Consider the following 20,528-nt stretch of genomic DNA (forward strand, 5'->3'; position numbering starts at 1 on the left):
GACGTGAGCGGCGTGCCGTTTCTCAAGATGAACGGTTTGGGCAACGAGATCATCGTGGCCGATATGCGCGGGCGCACCGACCGGGTCACGGCGGCGGCGGCGATCGCCATCAATGGCGCGCCCGATACCAAGTTCGACCAGATCATGGCGATCCACGATCCGCGCACCTCGGGTACGTTCGGCTATATCGAGATCATCAACAGCGACGGCACAAGGGCGCAGGCCTGCGGCAATGGCATGCGCTGCGTGGTGCAGGCACTGGCCGCCCAGACCGGGCAGAAGACTTTCGTGTTCGAAACGCTGGCCGGCATCCTGACCGGCGACGAGCACGACGATGGCCTGATCGCGGTGGACATGGGCAAGCCGCATTTCGGCTGGCAAGAGATCCCGCTGGCCGAGGAATTTATCGACACCACCGGGATCGAGCTGCAGATCGGGCCGATCGACAAGCCGATCCTGCATACGCCGTCCGTGGTCTCGATGGGCAACCCGCATGCCACCTTCTGGGTTAAGGATGACGTGTGGAATTACGCGCTGGACCGGTTTGGGCCGCTGCTGGAAAACCATCCGATTTTTCCGGAGCGGGCAAATATCTCGATCGCGCAGGTTGTAAGCGATGATCACATTATTCTGCGCACCTGGGAGCGCGGCGCCGGATTGACCAAGGCCTGCGGCACGGCGGCCTGCGCCGCCCTAGTCAATGCCGCGCGCACCAAGCGGACTGGCCGCAAGGCGACGGTGACGCTGCCGGGCGGGGATCTGCTGATCGAATGGCGCGACAATGACCATGTGATCCTGACCGGTCCGGCCGAGCTGGAATTTGCCGGCGTTGTCGATCCGGCGACCGGGGCATGGTCGCGCGACGAGGAAGCGGCCTGATGGGGATCGAAACCCTCACATTCGGCTGCCGCCTCAACGCCTATGAATCCGAAGTGATGAAGGCCGAAGCCCTCAAGGCGGGGCTCGACAATGCCATCATCATCAATACCTGCGCCGTGACGGCCGAGGCCGTGCGCCAGGCCAAGCAGGCGGTGCGCAAGGCCCGCCGCGACCATCCCGATGCCAAGATCATCGTCACCGGTTGCGCGGCGCAGACCGAGGCTCGAAGCTTCGGCGACATGGCCGAAGTCGACATGGTCATTGGCAACAATGACAAGATGAAGGCCGCCAGCTATACGCCCATGGTGTTCGGCACCCCGCTGAACGATAAGGTTCAAGTCAACGACATCATGAGCGTGCGGGAGACCGCCGGTCATCTGATCGAGGGCATGGATGGCCGCGCCCGCGCCTTCGTGCAGGTGCAGAATGGCTGCGATCATCGCTGCACCTTCTGCATCATTCCGTTTGGCCGCGGGCCGTCGCGCTCGGTGCCGATGGGCGTGGTGGTCGATCAGATCAAGAAGCTGGTCGACAACGGCTATGGCGAAGTGGTGCTGACCGGGGTGGATATCACCTCCTATGGGGGCGACCTGCCGGGGCTGCCGAGCCTCGGCAAACTCACGCAATCGATCCTGCGCCACGTGCCCAGCCTGCCGCGCCTGCGGATTTCATCGATCGATTCCATCGAAGCCGACGAGGCGCTGTATGATGCTGTTGCCAGTGATCGCCGGCTGATGCCGCATCTGCATCTGTCGCTGCAATCGGGCGACGACATGATCCTCAAGCGCATGAAGCGCCGGCATTCTCGCGATGACGCGCTGGCGATCGTTTCCAAGCTGCGCACGCTGCGGCCGGACATGGTGTTCGGCGCCGATATCATCGCGGGCTTTCCGACTGAAGACGACGAAATGTTCGACAATACGTTGCGGATCGTCGAAGAGGCGGACCTCACCTACCTGCACGTGTTCCCCTATTCGCCGCGCGAGGGTACACCGGCGGCGCGGATGCCGCAGGTGGACAAGGGTGTGGCCAAGCGTCGGGCTGCGATGCTGCGCGCGGCGGGGGAACGGCAGGTGGCCAAGTTGCAGGCCAGCCGCATCGGCATGGTCGAGAGCGTGCTGATCGAGCGCGACGGGCTGGGCCGGACTGAACAATTCTTGCCGGTCGCCGTTGCTGGTACACAGCCGGGCGAGTTGCTGGCCGTCCGGGTGACCGGCGCTGGGACTGATGGGCTGGTCGGCGAGCCGGTCCGCGACGCGGCCTGATGGGCGTTTGAAAGTATGGCGATGACTGAGAAAAAGCCCGGATTCTTCCAGCGCCTGTTCGGCGGCGACACGCCTGCGCCCGAGCCGGTGCCGAATGTACCGCTGCCGATCAATCCGGAGCCGCCAGCGCCGCCGGAGCCGGTCGAGCCGACGCCACCGGCACCCGAGCCGGAAATTCCGCAGTCCGAACCCGATGAAATTCCCTCGCCGGGGCCGCCCGAAACCGAGCCGGAAGCGTTCAGCGCGGCGCGGGCGGTGGCGGAGGTTTTGCCGGTGCCCGAGGCTCCACGTGTCGGCTGGTTTGCTCGGCTGAGCTCCGGGCTGAAGCGGTCCTCGGACCAGCTCACCGGCTCGATCGCCAATGTGTTCACCAAGAAAAAGCTCGATGCGGCGACGCTGGACGAGCTGGAAGAAGTCCTGATCCAGGCCGATCTGGGCATGGAAACGGCCACCGCCATCACCGAAACCCTGCGCCGTGACCGTTTTGACCGCGATGTCAGCGGCGAAGACGTCCGCGTTGTGCTGGCGGCCGAAATCGAAAAGGTGCTGGGCCCGGTGGCGCAGCCGCTGGTGATCGAAGGCACCAAAAAGCCCTTCGTGATCCTGATGATCGGGGTCAATGGTTCGGGCAAGACCACAACTATCGGCAAATTAAGCCAGAAGTTTTCCGCGGAGGGCAAGTCGGTCCTCCTGGCGGCCGGTGACACGTTTCGTGCGGCGGCGATCGAGCAGCTCCAAATCTGGGGTCAGCGCACCAATACGCCGGTGGTCAGCGGACCAGCGGGCGCCGATGCCTCGGGGCTGGCGTTCGATGCGATGACGCGCGCCAAGGCAGAGGGTCGCGATGTGTTGATCATCGATACGGCCGGCCGGTTGCAGAACCGCGACGAATTGATGAGCGAGCTGGAAAAGATCATCCGGGTGATCAAGAAGGTCGATCCAACTGCGCCGCATGCCACCTTGCTGACGCTCGACGCGACGACCGGGCAGAACGCCTTGCGGCAGGTGGAAATCTTTGGCGAAAGAGCTGGGGTCACCGGGCTGGTGATGACCAAGCTCGACGGCACGGCGCGGGGCGGCATCCTCGTGGCCATCGCCCGCAAGTTCGGCATGCCGGTGCACTTCATCGGTGTCGGCGAGGGCGTCGATGACCTGGAGCCATTCCGGGCCGCCGATTTTGCCCAGGCCATCGCCGGTGGGTCAAACGCTTAGCCGCATTTGCACCACGCTTGAGCAGTATCGCCTGCTTGCGTCGAACCGCAGAGCAGACCACATTACAGCCGAAACCTGAAAGCATCTGAGCCATGAGCGACAACAAGGCCGAAGCCGCCGAACCCCAGTTGAACTGGGACGAGATGCGCCCCCAGATCATCAAGCTGGTGTTGGAGCTGGGCCCGCTGGTGGTGTTCTTCCTCGCCAATGCCAAGGGCGAGGATATTCTCGCGGCCAATCCGACGCTGAGCGGCTGGTTCGGCGGTCACGCCATTATTTTCGCGACCGCGGTGTTCATGGCGGCGATGGCGATCTCGCTGCTGGCGGCCTGGCTCGTGCTGAAAAAGGTCGCGGTCATGCCGCTCGTCACCGGTATTGTGGTGATGGTGTTTGGCGGCCTGACGCTGTGGCTGCAAGACGATACCTTCATCAAGATCAAGCCGACCATCACCAACCTGCTGTTTAGCGGCACACTGCTGGGTGGGCTGCTGTTCAAGCAATCGCTGCTCAAATACGTGTTCGGCGATGTCTACAAGCTGTTGCCGCGCGGCTGGTTTCTGCTGACGCTGCGCTGGGGCCTGTTTTTCCTGGTGCTGGCGATCGCCAATGAGGTGGTGTGGCGCGGCGCCAATGCGTATTTCCCCAATGACACCAAGGCGGCAGGCGACGTCTGGGTGTCGTTCAAAGTCTGGGGCGTGATGCCCCTGACCGTGCTGTTCTCGGTGCTGCAATTGCCGACACTGACCAAATACGCGCCGCCGGCCGAGCCGCCGCATGTGCCGCCCATCATTGTCGAGAGCTGAGCCGGCTCAAAGCCCGCCCATCTGGCAGATCAGTTTCCACTCATCATCGCGCACCGGCGAGACCGACAGGCGCGACAGCTTGACCAAAGCGATTTCGGCCAGTGCCGGCGTCGCCTTGATGGTGGCCAGCGTCACCGGCTTGGGCAGCGGCTTGACGGCTTCCACGTCAACGCATTCCCACATCACCTTGCCGTCCTTGCTCAGCTCGGCGGTGTCATCGGGGTGGGCCAGGGCGATCACGCGGATGATGCCGACAATCTCCTTGCCGATATTGGAATGGTAGAAGAAGGCTTCGTCGCCCAGCTTCATGGCCTTCATGTTGTTGCGGGCGGCATAACTGCGCACGCCATGCCAGGACTCGGGTTCGCCGCGCTTGGTCTTGGCCGTCATGTCCGCAAACGAGAACACGTCCGGCTCTGATTTCATCAGCCAATACGCCATGGTCAGACCTCGCGGCCGGTGTGGTTGAACGCCACGCGCCAGGGTTTGATGTCGGGGGCGCCGAAAATGCCTTCGGTGAAGAACGGGTCCTGCAAGAAACTCGTCGTGGCCGCCTCGAGCGAGTCGGCTTCGAGCACCAGCAACGAGCCTTCGGCATTGCCATCCGGACCCATCAGAGCGCCGCCCATGACCAGTTTTTCGCCGAGCGCCTTGAGATGCTCCAGATGGACCGGCCGGACAGCCAGGCGCTTCTCGCCCATTCCAGGCTTGTCCTTGGCGATCATGACAAACAGCATTGGTCAGTCCTCCCGTTTGAGCGGTCGGGACATCAGCCCGGCCACGATGGTTTGAATGGTGTCGCGGCCGCTGAGCACCGCATTGACCGCATCGATCAGGGGCACGTCGACCGCGAGGCTCCGCGCCAGTTCGGCGGCGACCGGCGTGGTGCTGACGCCCTCGGCCAGCTTGGCGCCGGCGGCGATGATATCCTGCACCGTGCGGCCCTGGCCCAGGGCAATGCCGAACTGGTAATTGCGCGATTGGGTGGAGGTGCAGGTGAGCGTCAGATCGCCGAGGCCCGCGAGGCCGGTCAGGGTGCTGGCGGAGCCGCCCATGGCGACCACCATGCGGGCCATTTCCGAATAGCCGCGGGCCAAGAGCGCCGAGCGGGCCGACGCGCCCAGATTGGCGCCCTCGACCGCGCCACAGGCCAGAGCGTAGATGTTTTTCAAGGCGCCCGCGATCTCGACGCCGATGCGGTCGTCGGCCGCATACGGGCGGAAGCTGGGGCCGGCCAAGGCAGCCGCGAGTGCGGAGGTGGCGCTGGCATCGTCACCCGCAAGGGTCACTGCCGTGGGCCGGCCGGCGGCCACATCGGCGGCGAAGCTGGGGCCGGACAGGACGTAGGGAACGGCATCGGGGGCCATGTCGAGCACGATCTGGCTCTGGCGTTCCAGGGTGCCGGTTTCCAGCCCCTTGGCCGAGACGATGACCGGCCGGCCGGCCAGGTAAGCCGGATCGATTTCGCTGAGCATCATGCGGGTCGCCTGTGCGGGCACGGCCAATATGACGATATCTGCAGGCTGTATGTCGATTGTTGCGCTGATCGAGGCGTGCAGGGTTTGCGCGTCGAGGAAACGCGTATTGGTATGGTGCCTGTTGATTTCGTCGGCCTGTGAGCCGTGGCGGACCACGAGGGTTACCGAGCGGCCCGCCATCGCGGCGGCCTGTGCCAAAGCGGTCCCCCAGGCACCGCCGCCAATGACGCTCACGGTTTCAAGTGGCATGGGACACCACTTTCATATCGGGCAAATCGAGCGGCCAACGGGGGCGGGCGACGGTGTCGAGACTATCGGCGACACCCAGCGCGAAGCGCTCGGCTCCGGCCCAGGCCACCATGGCGCCATTGTCGGTACAGAGGGCAATGGGCGGCACGGTCAGGGTGGCACCATGCTTTGTGCAGATTGCCTGTAACGCGGCGGCGATCGCCAGGTTGGCGGCAACGCCTCCGGCGACGACGAGATTGAGCTTCTGGCCCGGATACTCGGCGCTGAACCGCGCCAGTGCCTGGCTGGCGCGGAAGGCGACGATCTCTGCAACCGTGGCCTGGAAGCTGGCGGCAATATCGGCGACGTCCTGGTTGCTCAGCGGCGCCAGGGATTCGGCCTTAAGGCGCACGGCGGTCTTGAGGCCGGAAAACGAAAAGTCCAGCCGCTCCTCGCGCAGCAATGGGCGGGGGAATTTGAAGCGGGTGGCATGGCCGGTCCTGGCAATCGCCTCAACGGCAGGACCGCCGGGATGGCCGAGGCTGAGGAGCTTGGCGACCTTGTCGAAGGCCTCGCCCAGCGCATCGTCGATGGTGGTGCCCCAGCGCTCATAATCGCCGACGCCGCGCACGAGGACAAACTGGCTATGCCCGCCAGAGACCAGCAGCATGAGGTAGGGAAATTGCACGCCATTGGTCAGCCGTGCGGTCAGGGCGTGGGCTTCGAGGTGGTTGATGGCGAGGAGGGGCTTGTCCAGCGCCGCCGCCAGGGCCTTGGCGGTGGTCAGCCCGACCAGAACGCCGCCAATGAGGCCGGGGCCGGCGGTGGCGGCGATCGCATCGACCTCGTCCAGCGCAATCCCCGCCTCGCGGCAGGCCTGGGCGATGATGTGGTCGAGATAGGTCACATGGGCGCGGGCGGCCAACTCCGGGACGACGCCGCCGAATGCCGCATGTTCATCGAGCTGGGATCGCACCACATTGGAGACGATGGTACCGTTGCCCGCTGCGTCGCGCATGACAATGGATGCCGCGGTCTCGTCGCAACTGGTCTCGATGCCCAAAACAATGGTCGAAGCTTGCCCGGTCATGACGAACTGGTCTACTCCCTGACATGAGCCTGTTGCCTACTATAGGACACCAAGACATTGCAATCGCAACCGCCCTTCGCCCGGATCGGAACTCGCGGCTCGCCGCTCGCCCTGGTGCAGGCGCGGCTGGTGCGGAGCCTCTTGGCAGCGGCGCATCAGGTCGATCGCGAGCGCATTGAAATCCAGGTGATTTCCACCGGCGGCGATCGCTCGCAGCAGAGCAATGCCAGCCTGACCGAGATTGGCGGCAAGGGCCTGTTCACCAAGGAAATCGACCAGGCGCTTCTCGATGGCGTGGTCGATATCGGGGTGCATTCTTCCAAGGATGTGGCGACTTCGCTGCCACCGGGCATTGCGCTGGCCGCCTTCCTCGAGCGCGAGGATGTGCGCGATGCCTTTATATCGGTGACGGCCAAGAGCATCGAAGACCTGAAGCTGGGCGCCAAATTCGGCACGTCTTCAATCCGTCGCGCCGCGCAGGCCCTGCGGCTGCGACCGGACCTGGTGATCGTGCCGTTCCGCGGCAATGTGGATACGCGGCTGCAAAAGCTTGCCGATGGGGTGGCGGATGCCACCATACTGGCGGCGGCTGGGCTGAACCGGCTCGGCAAGGGCGACCGAATCACCGCGTTTCTGGATCCAGAGCAGTTCATGCCGGCGCCGGCGCAGGGGGCGATCGGTATTGCGGTGCGCCGTGGCGATGACCGCTTTGCGGGTATCGTGGCGCCGCTCGATCATCCGCGGACCCATCGCGGCATCACTGCCGAGCGCGCCATGCTGCGCGTGCTGGATGGCTCGTGCCGCACGCCGGTGGGCGTGCTGTCGAACCTCGATTGCGAGACGCTGATGCTCAAGGGCGAGATCATTAGCCTTGATGGGCAATCAACCTTTACCGACAGCGTGTCCGGGCCGGCGGAAAATGCCGATGCGCTCGGCGCGGCGCTGGGGCACCAGCTGCTCGCACTGGCGGGCACCGAATTTCTCGCGCAGTGGGCGCAAGCCTGATGCGGATGCTGGTAACGCGGCCCGAGCCCGATGCGCAGGCCACCGTGCAAAAACTCGCGGCCCTTGCCATCGCGACCCTCGCCGCGCCACTGATGAGCCGACGGACGCTGGACACCAGCCTGCCGCGCGCCGCGGGTTTTGCCGCGCTGGCGCTGACCAGCACCAACGGCTTGCGGGCGTTGGCTGATCGGGGCGTGGTGGCGCAATTTGCGCAGCTACCGGTGTTTGCCGTGGGTGAACGGACCGCGCACGAGGCCCGCAGCATGGGCTTTGCCGAAGCCTTCGCGGCGGAAGGAACGCTGGCCGACCTGGTCAACCTGATGGCACGGGCGCGGCTGGCGGGGCCGGTATTTTATCCGGCGGGCAAGCATTTGTCGGGCGATCTGGCCAAGGCGCTGGCCCCGTTCGGCGTTTTGGTGGTGACGGCGCGCGTCTATGACATGGTGCCGGTCGAGGCCCTGCCGGATGCAGTGGTGTCGGGGCTGGCGAGCGGCGATATCGGCGGCGTGCTGCTCTATTCGCGGCGCACTGCCGAACTTCTAGTCAAGGCACTGGATGGGCAATTGGATCGGACACAGCGTTCGCGCATTGCCATGTTATGCCTGTCCGAAGCGGTGGCGGAGCCGCTGATGGCAGCGCACTTCAATCGCATCAGCCTTGCCGATTATCCTAGCGATGAAGCCATGATGGCACTGGCTTTGGCTGTTACGCGCGAACAAAACCGGCCATGATGCGGGCCAGCAAGACGGAGCCGTCCCATGGTTGATCCTAAACGAGACGATCCCAAGCCCAGCGAGACCAAGAGCGGCCCGGTCAAGCCGCCCGTGCTGGATTTGAAGGCGCGGGAAACCGGCAAGCCGGAGACCGAATCAGCCAAGCCCGAGGCCACCAAGCCGGTGGAGCCCAAGGACACGGCGCCAAAGCCGACGCCCCCCAAAGCGCCGGTGCCGGCCGAGCCGGAGCGCGAGTTCGCCTTTGGGGCCGCAATTGCGGGCGCCGTGTTGGGGCTGGCGGCGGCCTATGGGCTGGCTTTGCTGGGCTATTGGCCGAGTGCGCCCGCGCCGGTGGTCCAGGCCGATCCACGGCTGGCCCAGCTCGGCAGCGCCATTCCCGAATTGCAGACCGTGACGCAGACCACGCAGTCCGAACTTTCGGCGCTCAATGCCCGCGTGGCTGGCCTCGAAAAAGGCGGCGGTACCGCAGCAGCCAGCGCTCCGCCGGTTGATCTGGGCGGTGTCCAGGCCGATATCGCGGCGCTGACGTCGCGGGTCGAGGAACTTGGAGCGACGCCGGCCAATGCGGTCGCGCCAGCCGATATTGCAGCGCTCAAGACCGATCTTGCCGGTTTTGGCTCGCGGCTCGACGAGCTTGGGGCTCGTATCGGCACCACGGAAGCGGGCGTGCGGACGCTGGAGACCAGCGTGACCGCTACCACGGCCGCCCTGGCCGAGCAGCCGGCCGATGTCGGCGCGGTGCTGCAATTGCCGCTGGTGCTGTCCGGGTTCGAATCGGCGTTCGCTACCGGGCGACCTTATGAAACCGAATTGGCGGCCTTGCGGGCGGCGGTGCCTACTGCGGCGATCCCGACCGATATCGCCAATGGCGCCACAACCGGCCTGACCCGCCCCGATGTTATCGCCAGCAAGTTTGCCGCTGCGCTGCCGGCAATTCTGGCTGGTCGTCCGGCCAATCCCGATGCGGGCTGGCAGGATGGCGCGCTCGATTGGCTGCGCTCTGCCATCGCACTACGACCCACGGGCGAATTGCCGGGCGATGACCCTGAAGCGGTGGTATCGCGATTGGAGGCGGCGATTGCGCGGCGGGATTACCCGGCAGCGGAAACGCTGATGGCCAGCCTGCCGGCCCCGATGCAGGCGGCGGCGGGCGATGTCCCGACGCTGATCCACGCGCAGGCTGAGGCCTGCAAATTTCTTGAGGCGCTGCGGACGCAGGCGCTGAGCGGGAGCGCTTCATGATCCGGCTTGCCTCCTGGATTGTCGGTAGCCTGTTCATCACCGCGCTGGCGGCTTGGCTGATCTCGCTCGACGGCACGCTGACGCTGGAGGCGGCAGGCTATCGCATGCAGCCACGGCTGGGCGTGGCGATTTTCCTGTTCCTGCTGGTGGCGATCGTCCTCATCGTGGTGTGGGCGGTGGTGCGGCGCATCATTTCGGCTCCGCGCGCCATGGCACGGCGCAATCGCGAGCGGCGCAAGGAGCAGGGGGTCGAGGCGCTGAGCGACGCGATCATCGCGCTGCAGGCCGGCGATCCGGTGCGGGCGCGTCTCCTGGCGCGCGAAGCGCAGGCGCGCCTGCCCAGCAATCAGGCGGCGCGGCTGCTGGAGGCCTGCGCCGATCTGGCGGTGGGCGATATGGCGGCGGCGCGCGAGCATTATCGCGGGCTGATCGCCGACGAGCGTACGGCGCTGGCGGCCCTGGCCGGGCTTTATGAGCAGGCGCGCACCCAGACCCGTCCTGAAGCCGCGTTGACCTTCGCCCGCAAGGCGCTGGCACTGGCGCCGCAGGCCGGCTGGGCGGCAACCGCAGTGTTCGAGGATCTGGTGCGGCGCGGGCAATGGGCCGAGGCGGTCGCCATGGTCAATGTCGAGGCCGCCAATACGCGCGAGCAGCGGGCCCACAAGCGTCGTCGCCAGGCGGTGATCGAGACTGCGCGCGCCCGGGAGACCGAAACCAGCGCGCCGCTGCCGGCGCTGGATCATGCGCTGACAGCGCTCAAGCTGCTGCCCGATTTCGTGCCGGCGGCTTTGATCGCGGCGCGCATCCACATCAATCGCGGCGAGACGCGCAAGGCCATGAGCCTCTTGCGTCGCATCTGGCGCGCAACCGGGCATCCTGACGTGGCGCTGCTCTATGCCCATGCCCAGCCGGGCGCCTCGGCGGTGGATCGGCTCAAGCGCATGGGCGAACTGGTCGAAATGCCGCCGCCGCATCGGGCTGCCGCGCTGGTGCTGGCTCGAACCGCCATCGATGCCTATGACTGGAGCAAGGCGCGCGACGCGCTGGCGCCGTTTGCCGGAAAGGACGCCACGCAGGGCATTGCCAGCCTGATGGCCGAAATCGAGGAAGGCCAATCGGGCGACCAGGGCAAAGCGCGCGAATGGCTGGCTCGCGCCGTGCGGGCGCCGCGCGATCCGGCCTGGACTGCCGATGGCCTCACCAGCGACGAATGGGAGCCGATCTCCCCGATTACCGGGCGGCTCGATGCCTTCGAGTGGAAGGTGCCGGTGGTTGCCAGCCTGCGTCCGGCCAGCGCCGAGCCGGCTTTGCCGATGGTGCAACAGCATCCTGCGGTGTTGCCTCTTGCACAGGCTGGAAACCCTCAGTAAAAGACGCCCATCGATCGGCCCACCGATCAAGCCGCTTTAGCTCAGTTGGTAGAGCACATCATTCGTAATGATGGGGTCAGGTGTTCGAGTCACCTAAGCGGCACCACTTCTCCCGGTTGGGCGATTGCATCCACAATCCCGATAGTGACCGCCGATGAGCGATGCCGAACCCAAACCCACCAAATTGATCGTTCTGCTGGCCTTCGACCGGTCGGAAGACGGCGAGTTGCTGCCGGCGTTCGAGCCGCGCGAAATGCGCGACGAGGGCACGGCAATCCGCACCGCCAAGGAGATGGCGCGGCGCCACGTAGGGGTGATCGCCTGGTCGCGCTCGGCCGACCTGCTGTTGGGCGAGTTCGGACCGCCGGTCGTGCTGTATCAAGAAGGCGATGTGCCCGATCTGGACTAGGACGAGGCTCGCTATTTCGTCGAGGACGGCCAAAGTCCGCCGTGATAGCGTATCCTGGATGAGCGTGGACTGGTCTGTTTGCCGCTGGCAAATGCAGGTGCACGGATGAGGGTCTCGCGAGCCTTGATCTTTCTTGCAGCGATAGGCCGGGATCGACGTGAGCACTGACTTCCAAAACGATATCGACGCCGTCAACGGCATTGAAGCCGTTCCGACCATTCTAGAAGTCATCTGCCGCACGACCGGCATGGGTTTTGCTGCAGTGGCGCGCGTCACCGAGGACCGCTGGATCGCTTGCCAGGTGCTCGACACGATCGAGTTCGGGTTGGTACCGGGCGGCGAGCTGCAGGTCCAGACCACGATTTGCCACGAAATCCGCCAGAGCGGCAACGCGGTGGTCATCGACCATGTCGACGAGGACCCGGCATTTCGCAACCACCACACGCCCCTGCAATATGGCTTCCAGAGCTATATTTCGATGCCCATCACGCTGCCGGGCGGGCGGTTTTTCGGCACGCTCTGCGCCATCGATCCGCGCCCGGCGCTGCTGCAGACGCCCGAGGTCATCGGTATGTTCAAGCTGTTCGCCGAGCTGATCGGCTATCATCTGGAAGCCGCCGAGAAGCTCAGCTCCAGCGAAGCGCACCTGTTGAGCGAGCGGCAGAACGCCGAATTGCGCGAGCAGTTCATCGCCGTTTTGGGGCATGACCTGCGCAATCCGCTGGCCTCGATCCAGGCCGGCACCAACCTGCTGCTGAAGCGCCCGCTCGACGAGAAAGCAACCGCGATCGTGCAGTTGATGCAGGGCAGCGTGTCGCGCATGGGCGAATTGATCGAGAATGTGCTCGATTTCGCCCGCGGCCGCCTGGGCAATGGCTTGGCGCTGCGCCATGAGTCCGCCGAGATCGAGCCGTTGCTCAGCCAGGTGATCGCCGAACTGCGGGCCAGTTGGCCCGACCGCGCGATCGAAACCGAATTTGCCCTCGACCGGCCAGTGGTGTGCGACCGGGTGCGGATCGCGCAGCTATTCTCCAACCTGCTGGGCAATGCGCTCACCCATGGCGCGCCCGACCAGACGGTGCGCGTCGGCGCCAGCACGCGCAACGGGGCATTGGAATTATGGGTTGCCAATCCGGGCAAGCCAATCGATCCGCAAACGTTGGGCCGTTTGTTTCAGCCCTTCTATCGGGGCGATGTCCAGGCTAGTCAGCAAGGGCTGGGCCTCGGGCTTTATATCGCTTCCCAGATTGCCGCGGCCCATGGTGGCACGCTTGAGGTCACCTCGTCCGCTGCCGAAACACGCTTCACTTTCGTCATGCCGCTGAATTAGGCGGCGCCCATCTCGATCAGCCGCAGGCGATGGGCCATGCGGGCGGTGGGGGCGATCGCCTGCACCGGCTTGCCCAGGCCATCGAACAGCTTGGCGCGCTCCTCGGGGGTCGACATGAAGAACGGGAAGCGGTCGGCGACGCGGTCGCGGATCACCGGCACGTCGGCGGCATAAAGGCAGACCGGGAATTTCAGTTCGCCCCAATTGCGCTCGTCGCCCAGTTGCTGGGAGCCGAAGACGCGGCGGTAAAATGCCGAATGCTCCGCGCGGACCGAGGAAATGCAGTAGCGCACGGCGAAATGCTCGCAGGCCATGGCGACGATGCGCAGCGTCAGGTAGGGCAGGGCGGGGATGGCCAGCGAGGCATCGTGGTCGGCGGTGAAGCGGCTGGGGTCGATATAGCTATCGCCGCGCTCCAGCACGGGCTCGAGGATTTCGGGCCAGATGGTGCGGCTGGGCGAGGTTGGATTGTCGGGCGTCACCACGTGAAAACGGATAGAGCTGACCAGGGCGTCGTCGATATAGACGCCAAAGCTGTAGCAATTGGCCGCGTCGTCATAGTCGTCCCGGGTCATCTCCTGGGAGTTGACGGGCACAAAGTCTTCGCGCCGGTAGGCGGCGTAGCGTAACGCATAAACCGGGTCGAACTGTTCCTCGACCGAGACCCGCCGGTATTGCACGCGATCGAGCAGATCAATCAGTGTAACGGCAAAGCGCGACGCCGCGCTGCCGGATGAATCGGTTGCCGCACTCATGCCCAATCCCCAAACGACTGGGGCTATGTTAATCTTTTGTTAGCTATATCAAACATGAGAAATAATGACTGCATTCGACCGAAAGCCCAACCGGCTTCCATTTCGCTAGTTCGTACAAATGCTTAACGGGGGTTAACCATGCTTGCGGATTAGCGTGGCTTGGGCGGGGTTGGCGTTCAGACGACTGATCAGTTCGGCAATATCGCGGGGTGGCAGCGGCCGGCTGAAGAAATAACCCTGCACCTGCTCGACGCGGGTCTTGGCCAGCATGGCATTGAGCTGCTCTTCGGTCTCCACCCCTTCGGCGGTTACCGTCAGGCCCAGATCGCGGCCCAGCCGGGCCACATTGGCCAGGAGCTTGAGCGAGCGCTGGTCGGTGGCGATATCGACCACGAAGCTGCGGTCGATCTTGAGCTTGGTGAAGGGCAGCACGCTCAGATAGCTCAAGGACGAATAGCCGGTGCCGAAATCGTCCAGCGCGATGGAAATGCCCTGCGCCGCCAGGGCATTGAGCACCTTGAGGGCGATATCGCGCTCCTCGATGAGCACGGTTTCGGTGACTTCCACCTCCAGCCGGGCGGGTGGCAGGCCGGACAGCTCCAGCGCCCGCGCCACCATGGTGCCGATATCGCCGCCGCGGAAATCGTGCGCCGAGATGTTGACGGCAACGCCGATATCGCCCGGCCAGCTCTGACACTGCAGGGTTGCTGCCTGCAGCACCCAGGCGGTGATTTCGGAGATCAGGCCCATCTCCTCGGCCAGCGGAATGAAGGTGGAGGGCGGGATACTGCCCAGTTCGGGATGATCCCAGCGCGCCAGCGCCTCGCAGGCCACCACCTTGCGCGAGGCGATATCGAGCTGCGGCTGGAACGCCAGCGTCAGGCCGCCGGTGCGTACGGCGGTGCGCAGGTCGGCCTTGAGCCGCTGGCGGTAATGATAGTCGATATCCATCTGGGCATGGAAAATCTGGCTGCGGCCCTTGCCGTCACCCTTGGCCATATAGAGCGCCAGGTCGGCCTTGGTCATCAGGGAATCGAGGTGGTCGTCGAGCGAAGTGCTGGTGACCAGCCCGACGCTGATATTGGTCGATAGCGCCATGCCGTCGATGGCGAAGGGCGTGGCGAAGGCGGCGATAATGGCCGCGACTTCGGCATCGGCCTCGGCGGGGTCGCCGATCGTGCCGCGATAGATGATGAACTCGTCGCCGCCCAGCCGCGCCAGTACGGCCTCGGGGCCCACTGAGCCGCGCAGGCGCTGTGCCACCTCGGTCAGCAACCGGTCGCCCACGATATGGCCCAGCGTGTCGTTGACGTGCTTGAAGTCGTCGATATCCAGGATCATCAGCGCCACGGGGCGGGCAGGCTCGCCATTGCGCTCGCGGGTGGCCAGGTCTTCGGTTACCATCTCGCTGAAATAGGTGCGGTTGGGAAGGCTCGTCAACGCATCGTGGCGCGCCATGAAGCTGATGCGTTCCTCGGCGGCGACGCGCTCGCTGATATCCTCGAACAGCAGCACGCTGCGCTCTTGGCGCGAGCTGACGGTGACTTCGTAATAACGGCCATGCGGCAGGCAGAGCAGCACCTTGCCCGAGGCACGCCGGCTCACGATATCGAGCAGCCGGTCGACGGCGGTGCGCGGCAGGCGGCCGTTTTCGCCCAGTTTCCCAAGCACGCTTTGAAATGACTGGCCGACCAGATTGGTCATGTTGATCAGCGAGAAGGTGCGCACCGCATGCTCGTTGGCTAAGGTGACGACGCCGCTTTCATCAAGCATGCACAGGCCATGCTGCATGGTGGACATGGCCATATCGAGCTCGGCGGCCAGGCGCGAGGCCTCGACCCGTCCATGCACGGCGCTGAGCAGGATGGTGCGGATATCGCCGGCCAGCCGGCGGAAGCTGGACAGCAGGACCACCAGAAGTACGGCGAGGATGGCGTGATAAGCGTCGCCATGCAGGAACAGCCCGATCGCCAGTGGCACGATGACCAGCAGGAGCTGGGTGGCAACCAGGCGATCGAGGCCGAAATTGCGGGCGATCAGCCCAACCATGACGGCAATGGACAGCGAGGCGCTGACCAATTCGGCATAGGGGTCGCTGGTCCACGCCATGGTGACGAGGCACCACATCCCATAGGTGAGCGCAACTGTCGAGCCGCCGATCATGGCGCGCAATTCCCAGCGCTCGGCCGCATCGGCATCGTCGCTATCGATATTGGCGCGCCAGAAGGCCTGCATGTTGAAATAGCGCGCGGCGCCGAAGATCAAAAACGCGCAGGTGACCAGCGCTAGGGGGATCGAATGGGCCTTGTAGGCGGTCAGGCCCGCCGCGGATGCAGAAGCGAAGGCACCAGCCAGCAGCGCCCGCCTATCCCCATAGACGGAGCGGACTATCGACACATAGTCGAGGGTCGGCATCGATTTGCGGGCCGAATTGAGCACGCGGGCTTCCTTATTGTGACCTCCCATGAGCCATGCACGGCGTTAAGATGGTCTTGCCACAATGAAGCAGCCACTCAAGAAGGTACGGGATAGTCGCCCGAAAGGTGAATGCCACTTTAATGAAAACTGTCGTGTTCACCGGGTAAGGGATTGTACGAACGCAGAACGGCACGGGTTTGCGCCCGTGCCGGATGGTGACAGGCAAGTTTATCGCCTAGTTGACGGCGCCGCGCCGTTCCACCAGCTCGAAACTATCGGCCTTGGTGCTATCGACCTTGAGGGCCAGTTGCTGGCGGTCGAGTTCGGCCAGCCAGGCTGTCCAGGAGCACGGGCTCATGCCGTCATCCTGGCTGGCCGGATCGGGTTTGGCAGCATTGGCCCGCTGGAAACTCAGGCGCAGTTGTGCGCGCACCTCGCCGAAGTTGTTGCGGATTCGGGCGATGGCGGGGATGCCGTGCCGGTCCGTGACCCAGTTCTGGATATCGCGGTGGCGTGTCAGGGTATGTATGTCAGTCATTGTGGCCTCCTCTCGATAGACACATTGGAACAAAATGCCCGCACCCCTCCTCAGGTTCCGGTCTTTGGCTGATTTTCCAGCACGGTGACCAGGCGGTATTTCGTCAGTTCCTCAGGCGTAAAGTAGTAGAGCCGATCCGGCGGCGTTTCGAGGGCATGTACCCAAACGGACGGATCGACACCCACCATATCCAGAAAGCGGGTGATTCGGGCAGTTGTGGTTTGTGCGTCCGCCATGGCGGCGCCGGCGACACGCAAGGCTGACTGCGGATCGCCCGAGAGCTGGGCGGCATAGATCTGGTGCACGCCGATCGCCGACTGCGGTGTAGCGAGGCGGGCTTTGCCGGCGGCAAACACCAGCGGGCAGGACGAGGCACAGAGCGCGCCGGCCGCCACCGAAGTGGCAAAGCCCTTGTCGTGGATCAGGTCGGCAATGGTCAGCGCATCCTCGACCGAGCCGCCGGGGGAATCGAGCGCGATGGTTTTGACATATTCACCGCGCGCCGCGATTTCGGTGGCGAAGCGCGTGGCGGAGCCGATATCGATGGTGCCGGTGAGGGCCAGCACGCCGCCGGGCTCCAGCGCGATGACCAGGGGATCGTCGAGCAGATCGGGGCTGGTGGTAATGGGCGGCATCGGGCCCTGCGCAGGGCCGGTTGGGGCGGTCGCGGGGGGCAGGATGGGCTGTGTGGGCATGGCCAGCGCCGAGCCTTCGCCCGCGCTCAATTCGCGGTAATCGACATAGAGCACCGACACTGTGCCCAGCAGCAGGCCGAAAAACGCCACCCGCATGATGGCGCCGTCCTCGAAGCTGGCCAGGAAGGCGATCAGCCGCCGGTAGAACGGGCCGTCCTGGGTGTCGGCACGCGCATTGGCGTCGGTTTTCATGGCCGGGCCGGGCCCTCGTTGCGCTTGCGCTGGGCCGTGTCGATGGGGGTGACGGTGGCATCGTCGGGCGGCGCCTGCGCGGCCGGCGCCAACGGTTCCTCGGGAACGGGTTCGGTCTCGGGCGTGACGGGCAGCGGGGCTTGTTCGGAGAGAACACCGGTCTCCTGCATGCGCCGATACAGCGCCATGGCGCGCAGCATTTCGGCGGCGGTGATGTTTTCGGCCTCCTCCAGCGTATCCGCATCGCGGCGCAGGGCGTCGTTGACGATCATCAACACCAGGACCAGCACCACCGGCAGCATGTCGATGGAGATAGCGCCGGCCCAGGAGGGAATGAAGTCGCTCCAGTAGCGGATCACGGCCTCGGCGCTCGACAGCGGCACGAAGCGGCGTTGCTCGATCAAGGGGGTGGCGAGAATTTCGTCGGCGGCCGCGGTCAGGGCGGCCGATTGGGCGGCGACCGAGGTGCGCACGGTTTCCATCACCCGATCCTGCCGGCTGGCGAGATCGGCCGAGGCGCCGTCGGCCACCGGGGCGATGAAGCCGGCGCTGAGATCGGCGGAGGCTCGCTTGACCGAGGCAGCGACGCCGGTCTGCTGCAGCGCGGCGATGACAGCGGTGAGCTGGACGGCCTCGGCCTGGAACTGGTCGCTTCGCGGCTCGATGGCGCCAGGAGTGGACACCAGTTCGCGCATGGTGGCGAGGCGTGCCGAGCCTTGTTCGAACTGCCCGGCGACCTCTTCGCGGCTGCCCGTGATAGTGGCGGCGAGCTGGGTCATCTGCGAGCCCATTTGGCTCAACAATTGGACCACGCTGCCCGAGCCGGTGGTGCCGGTCAGGGCGCCCGATTCACGCTCGGAGGCGGCAAGGGTGTCGAAGCGCTCGGCGGCGCGCTGTACGTCCGGCAGCAGGCTCTGGGCGGCCAGCGCATTGGCATGGGCGTCGTCGAGGTCTTCGGCATAGCCCTGCAGGGTGACCGCCATATGCTGCTCGAGCGCGGCGGACCCGGCCAGGGCCGCGGCGTTGAGCCAGGAGCTCATCGCCATGATCATGATGCAGCCGATGGCCATGGTGACGAAGAGGCCGATGCGCTGCACGCCCGAGGTGACCAGCGGCACGAACCGCAGCATGAAAGTCCAGAACGCGTAGATGGCGACCGAGACCGCCGCCGAATAGATGATGGCGGCGAAGAACACGAAGGTGGCCGAGCCGTCCAGAATCCCGCGCACGCCCAGATAGGTATAGACGCCCGAGGCCAGCGCCAGCACGGCCAGGGCAAAGCGCGTCATCGTCTCGACGCCCCTGAGGGTCTCGTTGAGGCGATAGGCATTGTTCTTGAGTTGCATCTGCGGCCCCTCGCCCGGATGCGGGCTCAGGGACAGGATAACACGACGATCCCGGCAAGAAATGGGCAAGGTGAGGCGCCGGACGGGATGACCTCCGGGTGTGAAAGACTGCGGCATGCGGCGAGACGCGCCTCATGGGTTTGGTAGTAAGCGAGACATGTCTCGCCGCATGCGATGGGGTTTCTGGCCGCTCGAACGTGGCCTCCATTGTTTCAGGAGACGAACGTCGCGCCGGCCCAGGGATCGCGCGACCGCATTCCCCTCCCACCCTGCCATTCGAGCGTAGCGCCGAATTCGGTGGGGTGGCGAGAGGCCCGCGGGTCAAGCCCGCGGGAAGGGCGGTGGGGGACTAGATCGAGGCCAGCCACGCTGGGACTGGGAGGGGTGACCTGTGGGCGGCTAGAGGGGTGACGGGAGCCACGATCCTCCTGCAGCCTTAAGCCTTCAGCTTCGCCAGAATCGCCGCGCCCATCTCTTGCGTCCCAACCCGCTTGCGGTTGTCCTGGGCGATGTCGCCGGTGCGCAGGCCATCATCCAGCACGGCGGCAATCGCGCCTTCGATCTTGTCGGCCAGTTCGATCATGTTGAACGAATAGCGCAGCGCCATGGCGAAGGATGCGATCATGGCGATGGGATTGGCGACGCCCTGGCCGGCAATGTCGGGAGCCGAGCCGTGTACGGGTTCGTAGAAGGCCTTGCGCTTGCCAGTGACCGGATCGGGCGCACCCAATGACGCAGAGGGCAGCATGCCCAGCGAGCCGGTCAGCATGGCGGCGACGTCGCTCAGGATATCGCCGAACAGGTTGTCGGTGACCATGACGTCGAACTGCTTGGGATTGCGCACCAGCTGCATGGCGGCGTTATCGGCCAGGATGTGCTCCAGCTTGACGTCGGGATAGTCCTTGCCGACGCCCTTGACCACTTCGTCCCACAGCACGCCCGACTTCATCACGTTCTTCTTATCGGCCGAGTGCACGCGATTGTTGCGGGTGCGCGCCAGGTCGAACGCCACGCGGGCGATGCGGTCGATTTCATAGGTCTCGTAGACCTGGGTATCGATGGCGCGCTTCTGGCCGTCGCCCAGATCGGTGATGGTCTTGGGCTCGCCGAAATAGACGCCGCCGGTCAGTTCGCGCACGATCAGGATATCGAGACCCTCGACCAGTTCGCGCTTGAGCGAGGAGGCATCCGCCAGCGCCGGATAGCAGATGGCTGGGCGCAGGTTGGCAAACACCGCCATTTCCTTGCGCAGGCGCAGCAGGGCGGCTTCCGGACGATGCTCATAAGGAACATTGTCCCACTTCGGCCCACCCACGGCGCCAAAAATCACCGCATCGGCGGCCAGCGCCTTGGCGGTGTCTTCGTCAGTGATCGCCACCTGATGCTTGTCGTACGCCGAGCCGCCGGCCAGGCCGCTATCGGTGACAAAATCGGTAAGCTGTTCAGCATTGGTCCAGGCGATAACCTTTTCCACCTCCACCATGATTTCGGTGCCGATGCCGTCGCCGGGAAGCAGGAACAGGGATTGGGTCATGGTGA

20 protein-coding genes and 1 tRNA gene are annotated in these 20,528 nt (G+C 64.9%); 11 read left to right on the forward strand and 10 right to left on the reverse strand.

The window, feature by feature from the left end; genetic code table 11:
• Nucleotides 1-27: 27 nt before the first annotated feature.
• The 4 genes from dapF to ABIB57_RS08215 all read left to right on the forward strand — a co-directional run bounded on the left by dapF (nt 28) and on the right by ABIB57_RS08215 (nt 4,159).
• Nucleotides 28-879: a diaminopimelate epimerase gene (dapF, locus tag ABIB57_RS08200; RefSeq protein ID WP_354040596.1), complete on the forward strand. Its 852-nt coding sequence runs from the start codon at nt 28-30 to the stop codon at nt 877-879.
• Nucleotides 879-2,144 carry a tRNA (N(6)-L-threonylcarbamoyladenosine(37)-C(2))-methylthiotransferase MtaB gene (gene mtaB / locus ABIB57_RS08205; RefSeq protein WP_354039875.1) on the forward strand — a complete coding sequence of 422 codons (1,266 nt, stop codon included), beginning with the start codon at nt 879-881 and terminating at the stop codon, nt 2,142-2,144. The genes dapF and mtaB overlap by 1 nt, the downstream gene beginning before the upstream one ends.
• A gap of 21 nt (nt 2,145-2,165) precedes the next feature.
• Entirely contained in the window at nt 2,166-3,356 is a 1,191-nt protein-coding gene (gene ftsY / locus ABIB57_RS08210) for a signal recognition particle-docking protein FtsY (RefSeq protein WP_354039877.1), read from the forward strand.
• A gap of 92 nt (nt 3,357-3,448) precedes the next feature.
• Entirely contained in the window at nt 3,449-4,159 is a 711-nt protein-coding gene (locus tag ABIB57_RS08215) for a septation protein A (RefSeq protein WP_354039879.1), read from the forward strand.
• A gap of 6 nt (nt 4,160-4,165) precedes the next feature.
• Here the strand turns inward: ABIB57_RS08215 and ABIB57_RS08220 are convergent, their stop codons facing one another.
• Genes ABIB57_RS08220 through tsaD form a run of 4 tightly spaced genes read right to left on the reverse strand, consistent with a single transcriptional unit; the run spans nt 4,166 to nt 6,955 of the window.
• Nucleotides 4,166-4,600 (reverse strand): EVE domain-containing protein, encoded by a 435-nt coding sequence (locus tag ABIB57_RS08220; protein ID WP_354039881.1) that lies wholly within the window; start codon nt 4,598-4,600, stop codon nt 4,166-4,168.
• A 2-nt stretch (nt 4,601-4,602) separates the two neighbouring features.
• Nucleotides 4,603-4,896, reverse strand: a complete 294-nt coding sequence (locus ABIB57_RS08225; protein ID WP_354039883.1) for a YciI family protein — start codon at nt 4,894-4,896, stop codon at nt 4,603-4,605.
• 3 nt (nt 4,897-4,899) lie between these two features.
• Nucleotides 4,900-5,886 carry an NAD(P)H-dependent glycerol-3-phosphate dehydrogenase gene (locus ABIB57_RS08230; protein ID WP_354039885.1) on the reverse strand — a complete coding sequence of 329 codons (987 nt, stop codon included), beginning with the start codon at nt 5,884-5,886 and terminating at the stop codon, nt 4,900-4,902.
• Nucleotides 5,876-6,955 (reverse strand): tRNA (adenosine(37)-N6)-threonylcarbamoyltransferase complex transferase subunit TsaD, encoded by a 1,080-nt coding sequence (gene tsaD / locus ABIB57_RS08235; protein ID WP_354039887.1) that lies wholly within the window; start codon nt 6,953-6,955, stop codon nt 5,876-5,878. The genes ABIB57_RS08230 and tsaD overlap by 11 nt, the downstream gene beginning before the upstream one ends.
• A gap of 57 nt (nt 6,956-7,012) precedes the next feature.
• Here tsaD and hemC point away from each other — a divergent pair, with 57 nt between their 5' ends.
• The 7 genes from hemC to ABIB57_RS08270 all read left to right on the forward strand — a co-directional run bounded on the left by hemC (nt 7,013) and on the right by ABIB57_RS08270 (nt 13,045).
• Entirely contained in the window at nt 7,013-7,960 is a 948-nt protein-coding gene (hemC, locus tag ABIB57_RS08240) for a hydroxymethylbilane synthase (protein WP_354039889.1), read from the forward strand.
• A complete protein-coding gene (locus tag ABIB57_RS08245) occupies nt 7,960-8,691 on the forward strand; it encodes a uroporphyrinogen-III synthase (protein ID WP_354039891.1) in 732 nt (243 codons plus the stop codon). Before hemC ends, ABIB57_RS08245 begins: the two co-directional genes overlap by 1 nt.
• Nucleotides 8,692-8,718: 27 nt before the next feature.
• Nucleotides 8,719-9,936 (forward strand): COG4223 family protein, encoded by a 1,218-nt coding sequence (locus ABIB57_RS08250; RefSeq protein ID WP_354039893.1) that lies wholly within the window; start codon nt 8,719-8,721, stop codon nt 9,934-9,936.
• A complete protein-coding gene (locus ABIB57_RS08255; protein WP_354039895.1) occupies nt 9,933-11,306 on the forward strand; it encodes a heme biosynthesis protein HemY in 1,374 nt (457 codons plus the stop codon). Before ABIB57_RS08250 ends, ABIB57_RS08255 begins: the two co-directional genes overlap by 4 nt.
• A gap of 30 nt (nt 11,307-11,336) precedes the next feature.
• Nucleotides 11,337-11,412: transfer RNA gene (locus ABIB57_RS08260), tRNA-Thr, on the forward strand.
• A gap of 48 nt (nt 11,413-11,460) precedes the next feature.
• Complete coding sequence (locus ABIB57_RS08265) at nt 11,461-11,715, forward strand: hypothetical protein (protein WP_354039897.1); 255 nt, start codon at nt 11,461-11,463, stop codon at nt 11,713-11,715.
• A gap of 157 nt (nt 11,716-11,872) precedes the next feature.
• Nucleotides 11,873-13,045: a GAF domain-containing sensor histidine kinase gene (locus ABIB57_RS08270; protein WP_354039899.1), complete on the forward strand. Its 1,173-nt coding sequence runs from the start codon at nt 11,873-11,875 to the stop codon at nt 13,043-13,045.
• Here ABIB57_RS08270 and ABIB57_RS08275 read toward each other — a convergent pair.
• From ABIB57_RS08275 to leuB, 6 genes are all read right to left on the reverse strand, one after another.
• On the reverse strand, nt 13,042-13,800 hold the full coding sequence (locus ABIB57_RS08275) for an N-acyl amino acid synthase FeeM domain-containing protein (protein WP_354039901.1): 759 nt from the start codon (nt 13,798-13,800) through the stop codon (nt 13,042-13,044). The genes ABIB57_RS08270 and ABIB57_RS08275 overlap by 4 nt on opposite strands.
• A 132-nt stretch (nt 13,801-13,932) precedes the next feature.
• On the reverse strand, nt 13,933-16,239 hold the full coding sequence (locus tag ABIB57_RS08280) for a putative bifunctional diguanylate cyclase/phosphodiesterase (RefSeq protein ID WP_354039903.1): 2,307 nt from the start codon (nt 16,237-16,239) through the stop codon (nt 13,933-13,935).
• Between the two features lie 214 nt (nt 16,240-16,453).
• Nucleotides 16,454-16,756 (reverse strand): hypothetical protein, encoded by a 303-nt coding sequence (locus ABIB57_RS08285; protein ID WP_354039905.1) that lies wholly within the window; start codon nt 16,754-16,756, stop codon nt 16,454-16,456.
• A gap of 50 nt (nt 16,757-16,806) precedes the next feature.
• Nucleotides 16,807-17,643 (reverse strand): COG3904 family protein, encoded by an 837-nt coding sequence (locus ABIB57_RS08290; protein WP_354039907.1) that lies wholly within the window; start codon nt 17,641-17,643, stop codon nt 16,807-16,809.
• Nucleotides 17,640-18,989, reverse strand: a complete 1,350-nt coding sequence (locus tag ABIB57_RS08295; RefSeq protein WP_354039909.1) for a hypothetical protein — start codon at nt 18,987-18,989, stop codon at nt 17,640-17,642. Before ABIB57_RS08295 ends, ABIB57_RS08290 begins: the two co-directional genes overlap by 4 nt.
• Before the next feature lie 436 nt (nt 18,990-19,425).
• Entirely contained in the window at nt 19,426-20,523 is a 1,098-nt protein-coding gene (leuB, locus tag ABIB57_RS08300; protein WP_354039911.1) for a 3-isopropylmalate dehydrogenase, read from the reverse strand.
• Nucleotides 20,524-20,528 lie beyond the last annotated feature (5 nt).

This window comes from Devosia sp. UYZn731 (genome assembly GCF_040546795.1).
Classification (GTDB): domain Bacteria; phylum Pseudomonadota; class Alphaproteobacteria; order Rhizobiales; family Devosiaceae; genus Devosia.